Source organism: Halomonas sp. NyZ770, assembly GCF_020616575.1.
In the GTDB taxonomy this organism is placed as follows: Bacteria; Pseudomonadota; Gammaproteobacteria; order Pseudomonadales; family Halomonadaceae; genus Vreelandella; species Vreelandella hamiltonii.
The window spans coordinates 1748346-1765268 of sequence record NZ_CP085143.1 but is presented as its reverse complement, the minus strand read 5'-3'; the positions used below and the strand labels follow the sequence as shown (position 1 = coordinate 1765268).

Sequence of the window (16923 nt, the reverse complement as noted above, 5' to 3'; positions counted from 1 at the left end):
GGCAATGACGAACAAGACAGGACTCAGCCATACAGCCCCCATCGGCAGCATGTGCCAAGCGTCGCGAACCGACACCTCGCGCATTCTGGTCATCAACCCCAACACCAATCCCCAGGTCACCAGGGAAATACGCCGCCTGGTACGGCAGTGCTCGCCTGAAGGGGTTCAAATGGAGGTCACCAATCCACTGGCGGGGCCTATCGCCATCGAAAATGCAGCGCACAAGGCCACCGCCACTCGGGAGGTCATGGCGCTGATCCAACAGCGCCAGTCCGCCGACGACGTTGGCTACATCATGGCCTGCTTCGATGATCTGGCGGTTCAAGAACTACGCGATGCAACACAGCGCCCAGTGGTGAGCCTGGCCGAGGCAGGCATGCGCGCCGCTGGCCAGCATGACCGCCCCTTCACCGTCATCACCACGTTCGAGGGCGCCGTGGAAACCATCCGCGCGCTGAGCCGTGGCTATGGCCTGGACGCGCGCTGTCGGATCGTGGCCACTGGCATGGGGGTATCGGAAACCGCTGCCCGCACGCCGCAGGCCGAACAGCGCTTGCATGACGCCATCGTGAGTTCGCTCGACCAGGGTGCCAATGCCATCGTGCTGGGCTCCGGCGCCTTCGTGGGTCGAGCGGCTCTGCTGAGTGAGCGGTATGGCATCAATATTACGGACGGGCTAAGCGACGCCATCCGCTACGTGCACACTCCTTTACTAACGTTGAGCTCCGAGGCTCCAGCAGGTTGATCACCCCTGCGGCTCTGCCTGCTCGGCAGCATTCCCCAGCACCCGAGCAGGCAGGCCCACCCGGCCCACGCCAGGCAGCTTCAAGGCCGGCCTGAGAATATCGACGCCCAGGCTCATGCCCAGCACGTTGAGTTCCACGCCCTCTTCCAGCGCCAGCATCAACCCCAACACCCCGCCCAGCGAAAACTGATACCCGGTGCCGCTGGGCACAGGAGCTACTACGCTATCGAACAGGAAATCCTTGCCCACGGCGGTGACCGGCAACGCCACCGCCAGGCCCTCCACTTCGCGGGTAAGCCATGCGATGAAACTGTTGCTGTTGGGGCCGGGCCACACCCGGTATAAATCGGCCTGAGGGTAACGGCCAATCGCCTCTTCTATCTGGGTAATCAACTGCCCCGCTTCATCGCCGCGATAATCGGCCAGCAGTTCGGGCGCATGGCCAAACCACGCCCGATCCGGCGTATCGGTGCTCGACACCACGGTGGGCCGACGCCAACTGAGCACCTGGTGCAGGCGGTAGTCGCTGGCATTGTCAGCTTTGGTAGCCACCCAGATATGCACCCCAAACGCGCCCCGCCAGTGATACGCCCGTGCAGCGTACACTTGCACCACCGCCTCGGGATGGGCGTCCGGGTCTGGGGCCAACCCCGCCGATGAGCGGTCCAGATTCGACCAGTGGCCATCGGTAACCACCTGGTTACTGGCCAACATCCAGGCGGGCCCGGCCAACAGCAGTGCCAACAGCACCACCACGCCCGCTATCCAACGCAGTAGAGTTTTCATGAGCTTTCCGAAGTGACAAAGAGACGTTTCTGGCACGCACGACCACTCAGAAAGCGCAAAAGGCCATCAGAGTGCCAAATGGAGCCGCGTACGGGCAACAGAATCTCGACCCACAGGGAATCAAGCGAAGCAAAACAAAGGGGGAGGATATAATGGAGGCGGCCCCAAAAGCCACATCCCGGCACACGCAGCCACCACTACCGTTGCTCCCTTCCGGGCCTGGCGGGGTTCGCAGTTTAGCGTTGCGGGAGGACCTAAGGGGCCACCATGACAGTACACAAGATAAGCGTACCTGGCTGACCGGTGGCTACGCCCTGATTTGAACAGGGGACCCCATCATTATGAGTGATGTGCTCTAACCAGCTGAGCTACGTAGCCTTTCCGACATCAGCGGGTGCAGATTATGCCAATCTCGTTGGCAAAAGGCAAGTCACTCGCCTCAGGTATTTCATTTCACGATGAACAAGACAGCACGCAAGTACCGTCAATTGCCTTTTATTAATTGAACGTTCAATAAAAAAGTGCCATGATAATTTTCATCATCCCCGAAGAGTGTTCAGGAGATCGCCGTGCCTAAGGTGGGAATGGAACCAATACGTCGTCAGCAGTTGATCAAGGCCACCATGGCCGCCATCGACGAAGTGGGCCTGGCGGAAGCGACGGTCATGCGCATTGCCCGGCATGCCGGAGTCTCGGCAGGCATCATCAGCCACTATTTCGGCGGCAAGGATGGCCTGCTCGAAGCCACCATGCGCCAGATACTGACCGACCTGACCGATGCCGTTGCGGCGCGCCGCCAGGCGCTGGACGACGACTCGGCACGCGCCCACATCGGCGCCATCATCGAAGGAAACTTCGACCGCTCCCAGGTGACCGGCCCTGCCGCCAAGACCTGGCTCGCTTTTTGGGCCAGCAGCATGCACAAGCCCGTGCTGCAACGTCTACAGCACGTCAACGACCGTCGGCTATATGCCAACCTGTGCCACCAGTTCCGGCGCGTCATGCCGCATCGCGATGCGCGCAACGCCGCGCGCGGGCTGGCTGCCATGATCGATGGTCTTTGGCTACGCGGCGCCCTGGCGCCGGAAGGGCTCGATGCGCTGGAAGCACGGCAACTGGCTCACGCCTATCTGGATCAACTGCTGGCCCACCACGGCTGCCTGAAGCACACCACCGCTGACGCATCATATTAAGGAGAACCCCATGGCCCATCAGGACACACTGCCTCTATATATCAATGGCCGCACGGTCGCGGCGACGTCAGGTGACACCTTCACCGTCACCAACCCCTACGATGGCTCGCTGCTCGCCACCGTTGGCCAGGCCAGCCAGGGCGATCTCGACGAGGCCGTGCGCACCGCGCAGCAAGGCCAGCGGGTCTGGGCGGCCATGACCGGCATGGAACGCTCACGCATTCTGCTGCGCGCGGTGGCACTGCTACGCGAACGCAACGACGAGCTCGCCGAGCTGGAAACCCGCAACACCGGCAAGCCCATCAGCGAAACTGCCAGCGTCGATATCGTCACCGGCGCCGATGCGCTGGAGTATTACGCAGGCCTGGCCCCCGCCATCGAGGGCAGCCAGATACCGCTGCGCGAAAGCTCGTTCGTTTATACCCGCCGGGAACCGCTGGGTGTGATCGGTGCCATCGGCGCCTGGAACTACCCCATTCAGATTGCCTGCTGGAAAGCCGCGCCTGCGCTGGCGGCGGGTAACGCCGTGGTCTTCAAGCCCAGCGAGGTCACGCCGCTGACGGTGATGAAACTCGCCGAAATCTTCACCGAGGCAGGCCTGCCAGACGGCGTCTTCAACGTCGTTCAAGGCGACGGAAAAGTCGGTGCCATGCTCACCGAGCACCGCGGCATTGCCAAGGTATCCTTCACTGGCGAAGTGGGCACCGGCAAGAAAGTCATGGCCGCTGCCGGTGGCTCCACGCTCAAGGACGTGACCATGGAGCTGGGCGGCAAATCGCCGCTGATCGTGTTTGCCGATGCCGACCTGGACCGCGCCGCCGATGCCGCCATGATGGCCAACTTCTATTCGAGTGGCCAAATCTGCACCAACGGTACCCGTGTCTTCGTCGAGCGCAGCGTCAAGGAAGCCTTTGAAGCCAAACTGGTCGAGCGCGTGGCGCGCATCAAGGCCGGTGACCCCATGGACCCCAGCATCAATTTTGGCCCGCTGGTCAGCTTCGAGCATCAGGAGAAAGTGCTCTCCTACATCGCCCTGGGCAAAGAGCAAGGAGCCCGCGTACTGGCCGGTGGCGAACAGTGGAATAGCGGCCCATGGGCCAACGGCGCATGGGCGGCCCCCACGGTGTTCACCGACTGCACCGACGACATGCGGATCGTGAAAGAAGAGATTTTCGGCCCGGTCATGTCCGTGCTGGCCTTCGCTGATGAAGACGAGGTGATTGGCCGCGCCAACGACACCCTGTACGGGCTGGCCGCCGGGGTGTTCACCGAGAGCCTCAACCGCGCCCACCGAGTGATTCACCAGCTGGAAGCCGGCATCTGCTGGATCAACACCTGGGGAGAATCGCCGTCGGAGATGCCGGTAGGCGGTTACAAGGAGTCGGGCATTGGTCGCGAGAACGGCGTCGAGACGCTCAATCACTACACCCAGACCAAGTCCGTACAGATCGAGATGGGCCCGTTCGAATCGGTGTTTTAAGGCGCCCACCGCCACCGTTTGATGCTCTTTATGTCGTCTTTGCCAAGGTAAACGAATGTCGCAAGTACGTGAATTTGATTATATCGTCATTGGCGCTGGCTCAGCAGGCAACGTGCTGGCCACGCGCCTGACCGAAGACAGCGATGTCAGCGTGCTGCTGCTGGAAGCAGGCGGCCCGGACTACCGCTTCGATTTTCGCACCCAGATGCCCGCCGCGCTGGCGTTTCCACTACAGGGTAAACGCTACAACTGGGCGTTCGAAACCGACCCCGAACCGCATATGGACAACCGCCGCATGGAGTGCGGCCGAGGCAAGGGGCTGGGCGGATCTTCCTTGATCAACGGCATGTGCTACATTCGCGGCAATGCCCTCGATTACGACCACTGGGCCAAGCAGCCCGGGCTCGAAGGGTGGGATTACCTGAGCTGCCTGCCCTACTTCAAGAAGTGTGAAAACCGTGACATCGGTGCCAATGAGTATCATGGCAGCGGTGGCCCGGTAAGCATCACCACGCCCAAGGCGGATAACAACCCGCTGTACCGGACCTTCATCGAAGCGGCCAAGCAGGCGGGCTACCCGGAAACCGAAGACGTCAACGGCTATCAGCAGGAAGGGTTTGGCCCCATGGACCGCTTCGTCACGCCCAAGGGGCGGCGCGCGTCCACGGCCCGTGGTTACCTGGATACCGCCAAACAGCGCAGCAATCTGACCATCGAAACCCATGCCGTCACGGACGTGATCGAGTTCGAGGGCAAGCGTGCCGTGGGCGTCCGCTACGAACGGAAGGGCCAGCCAAGGCAGGCACGGGCACGTCGTGAAGTGTTGCTGTGTGGCGGCGCCATTGCCTCGCCGCAGATTCTGCAGCGTTCAGGGGTGGGCAACCCGGAGTGGCTGAAAGAGCTGGGCATCCCCGTGGTGCATGAACTGCCCGGCGTCGGCGAAAACCTCCAGGACCATCTGGAGATGTACATTCAGTACGAGTGCAAGGAGCCCATCTCCCTCTACCCGGCGCTGAAATGGTACAACCAGCCGAAAATCGGTGCCGAGTGGCTGTTCAAGGGAACCGGCATTGGGGCCAGCAACCAGTTCGAATCCTGCGGATTCATCCGCTCCAACGACGAGGAGGAGTGGCCCAATCTGCAATACCATTTCCTGCCCATCGCCATCAGCTACAACGGCAAAAGCGCGGTCGAGGCCCACGGCTTCCAGGCCCACGTCGGTTCCATGCGCTCCGAGAGCCGTGGCCGCATCCGGCTGACCTCGAAAGACCCCCACGCCGCGCCCAGCATCCTGTTCAACTACATGGCCAAGGAGAAGGACTGGCAGGAGTTCCGCGATGCCATACGCCTGACCCGCGAGATCATCGCCCAGCCCGCCTTCGACGCCTACCGTGGGCGTGAAATTGCCCCCGGCCCCGAGGTACAAAGCGATGCCGAGCTGGACAGCTTCGTCAAGCAGCACGCCGAAACCGCCTACCACCCCTGCGGTAGCTGCCGGATGGGCGAAGACGCCATGGCCGTCACCGATGCCCAGGGCCGTGTGCACGGCCTGGAAGGGCTGCGAGTAGTGGATGCTTCGCTGTTCCCGGTGATCCCTACCGGCAACCTGAATGCGCCCACACTCATGCTGGCCGAAAAGATCGCCGATCGCATTCGCGGTCGCGAGCCCCTGCCCCGCGCCCAGGTCGATTACTACATTGCCAATGGGGCACCTGCCAAAGGAGCGGTCAACAAAGTAACGCCCGCCACACAGGCCTGACCCGACCTGCACACGCTGATCCAGCAACCCGCGCCATGGCATTCGCCATGGCGTTTTTTTATGCCGCAACTGAGCTACAGTGAAGGGTATAGAGCGAACGTATAAGGCCGAAACGCTTGCACACTGCCAAGCGATTCTGCGAATATTCAAACATACGTTTAAATACCTTCAAGACCATCCACCTATGGAGAACCCCATGCTCACCCTACTACTCATCGTGCTGGCCGTGGCTGGCCTGCTGGTGGTGATGCGCCGCGAGGCAGGCGCACCTCCTGCCCTGGCCCTGCTGGGCGTACTGGGCCTGGTCGGCATCGTGCTGGGCGCCCCCGTAACGGGCACCCTGCTGCTGATCGGCGCATTGGCCGTGGCCGTGGCCGGTTTGCCCGCCCTGCGCCGCCTCTGGTTGACCCCACGCATCTTTGCCACCTTCAAGAAAGTGGCCCCCAAGGTGTCTGCCACCGAGCGCACCGCGCTGGAAGCGGGCAGCGTCTCCTGGGATGGAGAGCTGTTTTCCGGCAAGCCCCAGTGGCAGTCGCTGCTGGATTTCAAGGATGACGGGCTGAGCGAAGAAGAGCAGGCCTTTCTGGATGTGCAGTGCGCCAAGGCGGCAGGCATGTGCAACGCCTGGGACATCGCCAAGGAGCGTGCCGACCTGCCCCAGCAACTGTGGGATTACCTGAAGAAGGAAGGCTTCTTCGGCATGATCATCCCGAAGGAGTACGGTGGTCTGGGTTTCTCTGCCAAGGCGCAATCCATGGTACTGCAGAAGCTTTCCGCCAACGAAACGCTGATGGTGACCGTCGGTGTCCCCAACTCCTTGGGCCCCGGTGAGCTGCTGCTCAAATACGGCACCCAGGCACAGAAGGATCACTACCTGCCGCGCCTGGCCGATGGCCGTGAAATTCCCTGCTTTGGCCTGACCGGCCCCCGCGCAGGCTCCGACGCCACCTCGCTGCCGGATACCGGCGTGGTCTGCAAGCAGGTCATCGATGGCCAGGAAGTGGTCGGGGTGCGCCTCAATTTCGAGAAACGCTGGATCACCCTGGCGCCGATTGCCACTGTGGTGGGTCTGGCATTCCGTCTGTTCGACCCGGAAAAGCTGCTGGGCGACGAAGAAGACCGTGGCATTACGCTGGCCTTGATCCCGCGTGACACGCAGGGCATGGAGATTGGCCGCCGCCACCACCCCATCGGCAGCCCCTTCATGAATGGCCCGATCAAGGGCAAGGACGTGTTCGTACCGCTGGACACCATCATCGGCGGCCCGGACATGATCGGTCAGGGCTGGCGGATGCTGGTGGAGTGCCTGTCGATTGGCCGCTGCATCACGCTGCCTTCGGGCGCCACCGGTACCGCCCGCTATGCGCTGGGCTGGAGCGGCGGCTTTACACGGGTACGTCGTCAGTTCAACGTGCCGGTTGCCGAAATGGAAGGCGTACAGGAGCCGCTGGCTCGCATGGCCTCGCTGGCCTACATCTCTGCCGCCACGGTATACCAGACCGCCAACCTGATCGACCACGGCGAAAAGCCCGCCGTCCCCTCGGCCATTCTGAAAAGCCAGCTGACCGAGTTCCAGCGCGTGCTGCTCAGCGATGCCATGGACGTTCACGGCGGCAAGGCCGTGACCCTCGGCCCACGCAACTACCTGGGCATCGGCTATAGCGCCAACCCCGTCGCGATCACCGTGGAAGGGGCCAACATCATGACCCGCAACCTGATGATCTTTGGTCAGGGCGCCATCCGCTGCCACCCCTACGTGCTGGAGGAGCTGGCCGCCAAGGATGCCAACGACGCGAAAGCATTCGACAAGGCGTTCTTTGGTCATGCGGGCCTGATTTTCGGCAACGCGGCCCGCGCTTTCACGCTGGGCTTCGGCCTCGGCAAGCCCAGCGTGCCGTTCAGCGGCCCGGCCGTTGGCTATGCGCAGGACATCGCGCGCCTGTCGGCCGGCTTTGGCCTCTGCGCCGACGCCGCCATGGCCAGCCTGGGCTCCACGCTGAAGAAGCGCGAAATGCTCTCGGCACGACTGGGCGACATTCTCTCCAACCTCTATCTGGCGTCCATGGTGCTCAAGCAGTGGCACACCGGCAACAAGGTAGAAGGCGAAGAAGCGCTGCTGCACTACAGCCTGCAGTTCCTGCTCAACCGCGCTGAACAGGCGTTTGTCGAGATCTTCGACAACCTGCCCAACCGCGCCCTGGGCAAGGTGCTGAAAGTGGTCGTCATGCCGACGGGCCGCCGCTGGAACAAGCCCCATGACGACTTGGCACGCGACATCGCTCATCGCGTCTCCACCCAGAGTGCCCTGCGCAGCAAGCTGCTGAGCAACACCTGGGACAAGGATGACGGCGCCGAGCGCAATCCGCTGGCCCGCTACAATGCCCTGCTGCAAGAGTACGAGCGCGCCGAAGCCATCTACCGCACGGTGAACAAGGCCTATGCCAAGGGCGAGCTGCCGCAAACGGCGCTCCACCCGGAAGCACGCGTGGAAGCCGCGCTGGAGAAAGGGCTGATCAACGAGGACGACGCCACGTTCATGCGCACGTTCGAGGCCGAAGTGCTCGAAATGCTCACCGTGGATGACTTCGCCTACGATGCCTTTGCCAACGACAAGGCGACGCTGATCGACCACAACGCGGCGCCTGCCAAGGCCACGCCGCAAGCAGAAACCAGCATCAAGTAAACGACGCTTGAGCGTGAATGAAACCGGCCTGACACAGGCCGGTTTTTTCGTTTATTGCCTTCCAGAGTTCAAAAACGAAACGTACAGCGCCATTTTGCTCTCCTTCGGCACCGCCCCGCCTTCTGTTCCCCCTCCTCTCCCTCACCACACCCACAGCGCATGTATTGTGATGGGCTCTCTACGCCTAAAAGCGAATATATGAGCACCCAAAAAAGCGTTGCACGTTCGAAAATGATCAACTAGCCTTTCGTTAATGAAAATATCGCCTTGATCGGTGACCTAGAACAATAGAAAAACGGAGAACAAGCTGCTCGACCGATCTGCCCGCGCGATAGACACACTCGTTTTCGCACTACCTGTTCATGACAACAGCTATAACAACACGCATAGCAATATCCATAGCAATATCCATAGCAATATTCATAACAACGACGCTAACGAGATCGGCATGTCCTTACATCTGCAAAACATCGACCACGTCGTCGGCGGTGACCCTCATATCACGGGGGTCGATCTGGCGCTGGAACCGGGCTCTTTCAACGTGCTGCTGGGCAGGACTCTGGCAGGCAAGACCACGCTGATGCGCTTGATGGCCGGCCTGGAACAACCCACCCGCGGGCGCATTTACATGGATGGCAAGGATGTCACCGGCGTTTCGGTACGCAAACGCAACGTTTCCATGGTGTACCAACAGTTCATCAACTACCCCAGCCTGACGGTGCGCGACAACATCGCCTCACCGCTGAAGCTGGCCAAGACGCCCTCCCAGGAGATCAAACGGCGGGTCGAAAGCATTGCGGAAATGTTACATATCGAGCATTTGCTGGAGCGCTACCCTCAGGAGCTTTCCGGGGGTCAGCAGCAGCGCACCGCCATGGGCCGTGCGCTGGTCAAGGATGCCGACCTGATCCTGTTCGACGAGCCACTCGTCAACCTCGACTACAAGCTGCGTGAAGAGCTGCGCGACGAACTGCGCGAGCTGTTCAAGGCGCGCAACTGCATTGCCGTGTACGCCACCACCGAGCCCAACGAAGCGCTGGCCCTGGGCGGCAACACCGCCGTGATGCATGAAGGGCGCCTGTTGCAGTATGGCCCCACCGAACGGGTCTATCGCCAGCCCAATGGCCGTCACACTGCCGAGATGTTCTCGGAGCCACCCATCAACATCGTGCCCGGGAAGCTGACCAGCGCCGATATCACCTTCGATCAATCCCTGCACTTTCCCTGCGACCCAGACCTGCAACGGCTGCCCGCCGGCGACTACGACTTCGGCGTGCGCGCGTCGCACATTACCCTGGAGCGGCGCTCGGCCAACGATCTGGCGCTGGACGTTCGTGTGGACGTGGCCGAAATCAGCGGTTCGGAAACCTTCCTGCACGTTCACCACGAGCGCTTCCCTCTGGTGCTGCACCTGGCGGGCATTCACGAGTTCAATGTCAACGACGCCATCCAGGTCTTTTTCCCGACCCACCAGCTGTATGCCTTCGACAAGCAAGGCAATACGGTGCACGTTCCCGCATCGGCCCAGGGAGGTGTGACCCATGGCTGAAATCACGCTACAGGGGCTCGCCCATAGCTATACGAAACAACCTTCCGGCCCCGAGGATTACGCCATACGCCAGATGGATCACGTGTGGCACCAGGGGGGCGCCTACGCCCTGCTTGGCCCTTCCGGCTGCGGCAAGTCCACCCTGCTAAACATCATTTCCGGGCTGCTGGAACCTTCCGAAGGTGCCGTGCTGTTCGATGGTCAACGGGTCAATGAGCTGCCTCCTGAAGAGCGCAACATTGCCCAGGTGTTTCAGTTCCCGGTGATCTACGACACCATGACGGTGTACGACAACCTGGCCTTTCCGCTACGCAACATGAACACCCCCGAATATCGGGTAGACCCCAAAGTGCGAGAAGTCGCCGATATTCTCGATCTGACGCCGCTGCTGTCCCGCAAGGCCAAAAACCTCACTGCCGACGAAAAGCAGAAAGTTTCCATGGGCCGCGGGCTGGTACGCGATGACGTCTCTGCGATTCTGTTCGATGAACCGCTCACGGTCATCGACCCGCAGCTGAAGTGGAAACTGCGCCGCAAGCTCAAGGAAATCCACGAGCGCTTCAACATCACCATGATCTACGTCACCCACGATCAGCTGGAGGCGTCCACCTTCGCCGACAAGATCGCCGTGATGTACGACGGCCAGGTGGTTCAATTCGGTACGCCCCGGGAGCTGTTCGAAACGCCCGCCCATACGTTCGTGGGCTACTTCATCGGCAGCCCCGGCATGAACTTCATGTCGGTGACTCACCACAACGATCAGGTGCTGTTTGGCGAGCAGGTCATGCCGGTGAGCCCCGCGCTTCGCGCGCAGATTGCAGCCGCCCCTTCCAGCAACGTCAAACTGGGCATTCGGCCGGAGTTCATCAGTGTCAGCAACACTCCGGTCGCGAACTCGCTGCCCATCGACGTGCTGAACATTCAGGACCTGGGCACCTACTCCCTGCTGAGTTTTGCCCTCAACGGCGAGCACTTCAAGGCGCGGCTGCCCGAAGGTCATGCCGTGACAGGTGACAAGGCACACGCGCTATTACCTCAAGCGCATATGGGCCTGTACGTAGACGAATACCGGGTGGAGATCGGCCATGAACAATAAAGTCTATAACAACCGTGCCTGGCTGCTGGTGTTGCCGATGCTGGTGCTGGTGGCGTTTTCCGCCATCATCCCGCTGATGACCGTGGTCAACTATTCTGTGCAGGACGTGCTGGGCCCCAATGCGCGCTTCTTCACCGGCACCGAATGGTTTGAAAGCATCCTCAACGACTCGGCGCTGCGGGCAGCTTTCGTACGCCAGATTCTGTTTTCTCTGACCATCCTGGCCATTCAGGTGCCCTTGGGCATCGGGATTGCGCTGATCATGCCCAAGCGCGGCTGGCAGGCGTCGGCGGTACTGATACTGATCACGCTACCGCTGCTGATCCCATGGAACGTGGTGGGCAGCATCTGGCAGATCTTCACCCGGGGCGACATCGGCCTGATGGGCTGGGGCCTGCGTGAGCTGGGCTTGAACTACAACATTACCCGCAACGCCAGTGATGCCTGGGCCACCATCATTCTGATGGATGTGTGGCACTGGACACCGCTGGTGGCCATGCTCTGCTACAGCGGCCTGCGCTCGATCCCGGAAGCCTACTATCAGGCGGCCCGTATCGACCGCGCTTCCAAATGGGCCATCTTCCGCTATATCCAGCTGCCCAAATTGACCAACGTGCTGGTGATCGCGGTGCTGCTGCGCTTCATGCATTCGTTCATGATCTATGCCGAACCCTTCGTGCTGACTGGCGGTGGCCCAGGCAGCTCGACCACCTTCCTGAGCCAGTCGCTGGCCACCATGGCCATTGGCCAGCAGGACCTTGGACCATCGGCGGCCTTTTCGATCATCTACTTCCTGGTGATCCTGCTGGTGAGCTGGGTGTTCTACACCACCATCATGCACATGCAAAAAGACAAGAACACCCAAGGGGGGGCATGACATGTACCGTCTGGACAATGCCCAGCAGGGCGAGAAATTCAATACCATTTTCAGCCGCACCACCCCGGCACAGCGCCGTCGTCGCAACGCTCGCAGCCGCTGGCGCTCGCGCCTGCTGCTGGGCCTGTATCTGTTCCTGATGATCCTGCCCATCTACTGGCTGATCAACATGTCGCTGCAGACCAACAGCGAAATCCTCGGCTCGATGACCCTGTGGCCACAGAATCTGACGTTCGATAACTACCTGCGGATTTTCAACAATCCCAGCTGGTACATGGGCTACGTCAATTCGATGGCCTATGTGTCGCTGAACATGCTGATCACCATCTGCGTGGCACTACCGGCCGCCTACGCGTTCAGCCGCTATCGTTTCATCGGTGACAAGCACCTGTTCTTCTGGCTGCTCACCAACCTGATGGCACCACCCGCGGTGTTTTTGCTGCCCTACTTTCAGCTCTACTACTCGGTAGGCCTGTTCGACACCCACATTGCCGTCGCGCTGGCCCACTGTCTGTTCAATATCCCGCTGGCCATCTGGATTCTGGAAGGCTTCATGAGCAGCGTCCCCAAGGAGATCGACGAAACGGCCTACATCGATGGCTACAGTTTTCCGCGCTTCTTCGTGACCATTTTCCTGCCGATGATTCGTTCGGGCATCGGCGTGACGCTGTTTTTCCTGTTCATGTTCTCCTGGGTAGAGCTGCTGCTGGCCCGCACCTTGACCGCCACGGATGCTCAGCCAATCGGCATGATCATGACTCGTACGTCCACCGCATCGGGCATCGATTGGGGCACCCTGGCCGCGGCCGGCGTGCTGACCATCGTGCCGGGCATTCTGGTGGTCTATTTCGTCCGTAAACATATCGCCAAGGGCTTTGCCCTGGGTCGCACCTGAAGGAGCAACGGCCATGTCCTGGATGGTATGGACCACCCCTACTGCCATTTTCTTTTCATCGATCGCTGCCATGCTGGCGGGGATGACCCTGTGGGAGATTCTCTCGCCCACCATCGAACGCAAGGGCTTTCTCCCCATCAGCACCACGCGGGGCGACCGGCTGTTCATCGGCCTGCTGTCGGCAGCGTTCATTCACCTGGGCGTGATTGGCTTCACCACGCTCTCGATCTGGATTGCACTGGCACTATCAGCGGTTTGGCTGCTGGTGTTGATGCGCTGGGGCTGAGCGCCTACTGGGCGGTCTCGGCGTACTACCGCGGTACCAAGGATGCTCACGTTATCAGGGAAGAGCACAACAAAACGAGGTCAACATGCGTAATAACAACTTCAAACTCACTACCCTCGCTGCCAGCCTGCTGCTGGCCTCGGGGGCCCTCATGGCCGACGACCAGGAAGCACGCGCCATCGCCGAACGGCTGGTCGATGAGCACTTCCAGAACTCTACCCTGAGCCGCGAGGAGCAGATAGAGGAGCTGCTGTGGTTCGCCAAGGCTGCCGAGCCGTTCCGAGGCATGAATATTCAGACCGTCGCCGAGGGTCTGACGACCCACGTCTACGAAAGCGAAGTGCTGGCCCCGGCGTTCAGCGAGCTGACCGGTATCAACATCACCCACAACATCATCGGCGAAGGCGATGTGGTGGACACCATGCAGAACCAGATGCAGTCCGGCAACAGCATCTATGACGGTTTCGTCAACGATACCGATTCCATCGGCACGCATATCCGTTACGGCACCACCATCAACCTGACCGAGGCCATGGCCAACGAATGGGCGGACTACACCCTGCCTACGCTGGACCTGGACGACTTCATCGGCCTGCAGTACGGCACCGGCCCCGACGGCAGCGTCTTCCAGCTACCGACCCAACAGTTCGCCAACCTTTACTGGTTCCGCTATGACTGGTTCCAGCGTGAAGACCTGCAGGAACAGTTCCGGGACATCTACGGTTATGACCTGGGCGTTCCCACCAACTGGACGGCCTACGAGGATATCGCCGAGTTCTTTACCGTCCACGTGGGCGAGATCGATGGCACCAAAGTGTATGGCCACATGGATTATGGTCGCCGCGACCCGTCGTTGGGCTGGCGCTTCCACGACTCCTGGCTGTCGATGGCCGGCATGGGCAGTCCAGGGGTGCCGTTTGGTAATCCGGTCGACGACTGGGGCATCCGCGTGAACGAGGAGAGCCAGCCGGTGGGCGCCAGCGTCAGCCGCGGTGGCGCCACCAACTCACCGGCGTCGGTATTTGCCATGCAAAAAGCCGTGGATTGGCTGCGTGACTTTGCGCCCGCCGAAGCCCAGGGCATGACGTTCGGTGAAGCCGGGCCGGTGCCTGCGCAGGGTCACATTGCCCAGCAAATCTTCTGGTATACCGCCTTCACTGCCGACATGACCGACCCCTCCGTGGCCGTGACCGATGACGAAGGCAACCCGCTGTGGCGTATGGCGCCCTCGCCCACGGGCCCGTATTGGGAAGAAGGCATGAAAGTGGGGTATCAGGACGTAGGGGCCTGGACCTTCTTCGACTCCACGCCCGAAGACCGTCGTACGGCGGCCTGGCTGTTCGCCCAGTTCACCGTGGCCAAGACCACCTCGCTGGAAAAACTGATGCACGGCCTCACGCCCATTCGTGAATCCGACATCTTCTCGGACCAGATGACCGAAATGGCCCCCAAACTCGGCGGCCTGGTGGAGTTCTACCGCAGCCCCAACGAATCCAACTGGACACCGACCGGCACCAACGTGCCTGACTATCCGCGCATGGCACCGCTGTGGTGGCAAAACCTGGCACCGGTCATGAGCGGTGAAGTCACGCCCCAGGAAGGTCTGGACAAGCTGGCGGCCGACATGGACAACACCATGAATCGCCTGGCTCGGGCCAATGTGTTCGACAGCTATGCCCCGGTACTCAACGAAGAGCGTGACCCCCAGTACTGGCTGGATCAGGACGGCGCACCCAAACCAAAACTCGACGATGAAATGCCACAGGGTACCACCGTGCCCTACGACGAAATGATGGAAGCCTGGATGGCCGCAGGCACTCGCTGAGCCCTTGGGCGGGCGCAAGCCCGCCCATCGTTTCAGGAGTCAGTGACGACCGCGTGCCAAGCTGGGGCTTTTTCTTGATAAGTGGATCCGCCATGAAACTGCGTAACCGTAATGTAGAGAAATTGCACACCGATGACTTTGACGCACTGATCATTGGTGGTGGCATCAATGGTGCAGCCAGCGCTGCGGCGCTGGCCGGCAAAGGCGCCAAAGTGGCCCTGATTGACCGTGGTGACTTCGCTGGTAGTACCAGCATGCACTCCTCCAACCTGGTTTGGGGGGGAATCAAGTATATGGAAAGCAAGGACTTTGCCCTGGTGCGCAAGCTCTGCAAGAGCCGTAACCACCTGATCAAGAGCTACCCTTCGACGGTGGAAGAAATTCGCTTTTTAACCACCATCACCCAAGGTTTTCGGCACTCGCCCCGCTATCTGTGGGCGGGTACCTGGCTGTACTGGCTGATGGGCAATGGCTTTACACGCCTGCCCCGCCTGCTGTCTCCCAGGAAACTCAAGCAGGAAGAGCCCATCATCGATATCAAGGATGCCGTGGGCGGGTTCGAATATTCCGATGCCTACCTGCACGACAACGATGCCCGCTTCGTCTTCAACTTCGTGCGCCATGCGTTGAACTACGATGCCGTCGCCGCCAATTACGTCGAGTCGCTGGGCGCCGAACGCGATGGCGAACACTGGGTCACCCGCGCCCGCAACGTCATGGACGGCACGACCTTCAATATTCGTTCCAAAGTGTTGATCAACGCCGCCGGGCCGTGGGTCGACCAGCACAATGCCCTGACGGGCCAGAAGACCACCCATCAGCACTTGTACTCCAAGGGCATTCACCTCATCGTGCCCCAGCTCACGGCGACCAAGCGCGTGCTGGCCTTCTTTGCCGATGATGGCCGTCTGTTCTTCGTGATCCCCATGGGCAATCGTACCTGTATCGGTACCACCGATACGCACATGGAAAGCCCTGAGGTCGATGTCACGGCAGACGACATCGCCTTCGTGCTGGAAAACATCAACAAGCGACTGACACTGGACAAGCCGCTGACCCAGGATGACATCATCTCCACCCGCTGCGGCGTGCGGCCGCTGGCCATCAAGGCCGAACAAGGCAGCGACCGAGACTTTCTGCAGCTGTCACGCAAGCACGTCATCGATACCAACCCGGAAAGCGCGCATATCAGCATCTTTGGCGGCAAGCTGACCGACTGCCTGAACGTGGGCGATGAAATTTCCGGTGAAGTCATGAAACTGGGCGTTACCCTGCCCGACCCCAGTTTTCACTGGTACGGTGAGCCGCCCGAGCCGGTCAAGCAGCAGTTCATGGACCAGGCCAAGCGCATGAATCTGGACGCCATGACGGCCGCCACCTCCTCCGAGCCGCTATCCTCTCGGCTGTGGCGACGCTACGCCGAACAGGCCATCCCGATGCTGGAAAAAATCCGCCAGGACCCTTCGGAGGCCGATATTCTCATCGAAGGCACCGAGTACATCCGCTGTGAAATCGAGCATGCCCGAGACCATGAAATGATCACCCAGCTGGAAGATTTTCTGCGTCGGCGTGCCAAGGTGTCGATGGTGGTTCATCACGAGCAGCTACGCCACTCCAGCGGGTTGCAAGAAGCCTGCCGCGTGCTGTTCGGTGAAGAGGCCGAGGCACGCCTGGCCACTTACTTTGCGGAAAACCGCGATACTTCTCGCCCCCCCAGCTAACCCGCCAGCCTGGCGTAACCCCCCCGCT

At 60.8% G+C, this 16923-nt stretch carries 13 protein-coding genes, 1 tRNA gene and 1 other RNA gene; 12 read left to right on the top strand and 3 right to left on the bottom strand.

Annotated elements, in window-relative coordinates:
- Positions 1–4 precede the first annotated feature (4 nt).
- The gene (locus LG409_RS08080) at positions 5–745 is read left to right on the top strand and encodes an aspartate/glutamate racemase family protein (protein WP_227407985.1); all 741 of its coding nucleotides are present in this window, start codon (positions 5–7) and stop codon (positions 743–745) included.
- Here the strand turns inward: LG409_RS08080 and LG409_RS08075 are convergent, their stop codons facing one another.
- The 3 genes from LG409_RS08075 to LG409_RS08065 all read right to left on the bottom strand — a co-directional run bounded on the left by LG409_RS08075 (position 746) and on the right by LG409_RS08065 (position 1909).
- Positions 746–1531, bottom strand: coding sequence for a DUF3750 domain-containing protein (locus LG409_RS08075; protein WP_039178272.1), 786 nt, complete (start codon positions 1529–1531; stop codon positions 746–748).
- 162 nt (positions 1532–1693) lie between these two features.
- Positions 1694–1790: signal recognition particle sRNA small type (gene ffs / locus LG409_RS08070), an RNA gene on the bottom strand.
- A gap of 45 nt (positions 1791–1835) precedes the next feature.
- Positions 1836–1909 (bottom strand) — tRNA-Met (locus tag LG409_RS08065).
- Between the two features lie 206 nt (positions 1910–2115).
- Between LG409_RS08065 and betI the strand changes: the two genes are divergently transcribed.
- From betI to LG409_RS08010, 11 genes are all read left to right on the top strand, one after another.
- Complete coding sequence (gene betI / locus LG409_RS08060; protein WP_039178275.1) at positions 2116–2724, top strand: transcriptional regulator BetI; 609 nt, start codon at positions 2116–2118, stop codon at positions 2722–2724.
- Between the two features lie 10 nt (positions 2725–2734).
- A complete protein-coding gene (gene betB, locus LG409_RS08055) occupies positions 2735–4204 on the top strand; it encodes a betaine-aldehyde dehydrogenase (protein WP_227407984.1) in 1470 nt (489 codons plus the stop codon).
- 55 nt (positions 4205–4259) lie between these two features.
- Entirely contained in the window at positions 4260–5963 is a 1704-nt protein-coding gene (betA, locus tag LG409_RS08050) for a choline dehydrogenase (RefSeq protein ID WP_227407983.1), read from the top strand.
- A gap of 196 nt (positions 5964–6159) precedes the next feature.
- Positions 6160–8646 (top strand): acyl-CoA dehydrogenase, encoded by a 2487-nt coding sequence (locus LG409_RS08045; protein ID WP_227407982.1) that lies wholly within the window; start codon positions 6160–6162, stop codon positions 8644–8646.
- A gap of 448 nt (positions 8647–9094) precedes the next feature.
- A complete protein-coding gene (locus LG409_RS08040; protein ID WP_218314901.1) occupies positions 9095–10195 on the top strand; it encodes an ABC transporter ATP-binding protein in 1101 nt (366 codons plus the stop codon).
- Positions 10188–11291, top strand: a complete 1104-nt coding sequence (locus LG409_RS08035) for an ABC transporter ATP-binding protein (protein ID WP_039178289.1) — start codon at positions 10188–10190, stop codon at positions 11289–11291. The genes LG409_RS08040 and LG409_RS08035 overlap by 8 nt, the downstream gene beginning before the upstream one ends.
- Positions 11281–12168: a carbohydrate ABC transporter permease gene (locus tag LG409_RS08030; RefSeq protein ID WP_039178292.1), complete on the top strand. Its 888-nt coding sequence runs from the start codon at positions 11281–11283 to the stop codon at positions 12166–12168. The genes LG409_RS08035 and LG409_RS08030 overlap by 11 nt, the downstream gene beginning before the upstream one ends.
- A gap of 1 nt (position 12169) precedes the next feature.
- Entirely contained in the window at positions 12170–13063 is an 894-nt protein-coding gene (locus LG409_RS08025) for a carbohydrate ABC transporter permease (RefSeq protein WP_039178294.1), read from the top strand.
- A gap of 13 nt (positions 13064–13076) precedes the next feature.
- On the top strand, positions 13077–13349 hold the full coding sequence (locus LG409_RS08020; RefSeq protein WP_039178296.1) for a DUF2160 domain-containing protein: 273 nt from the start codon (positions 13077–13079) through the stop codon (positions 13347–13349).
- An 85-nt stretch (positions 13350–13434) separates the two neighbouring features.
- A complete protein-coding gene (locus LG409_RS08015) occupies positions 13435–15174 on the top strand; it encodes an ABC transporter substrate-binding protein (protein ID WP_227407981.1) in 1740 nt (579 codons plus the stop codon).
- 92 nt (positions 15175–15266) lie between these two features.
- Positions 15267–16895, top strand: coding sequence for a glycerol-3-phosphate dehydrogenase/oxidase (locus LG409_RS08010; protein WP_227407980.1), 1629 nt, complete (start codon positions 15267–15269; stop codon positions 16893–16895).
- Positions 16896–16923: the final 28 nt, after the last annotated feature.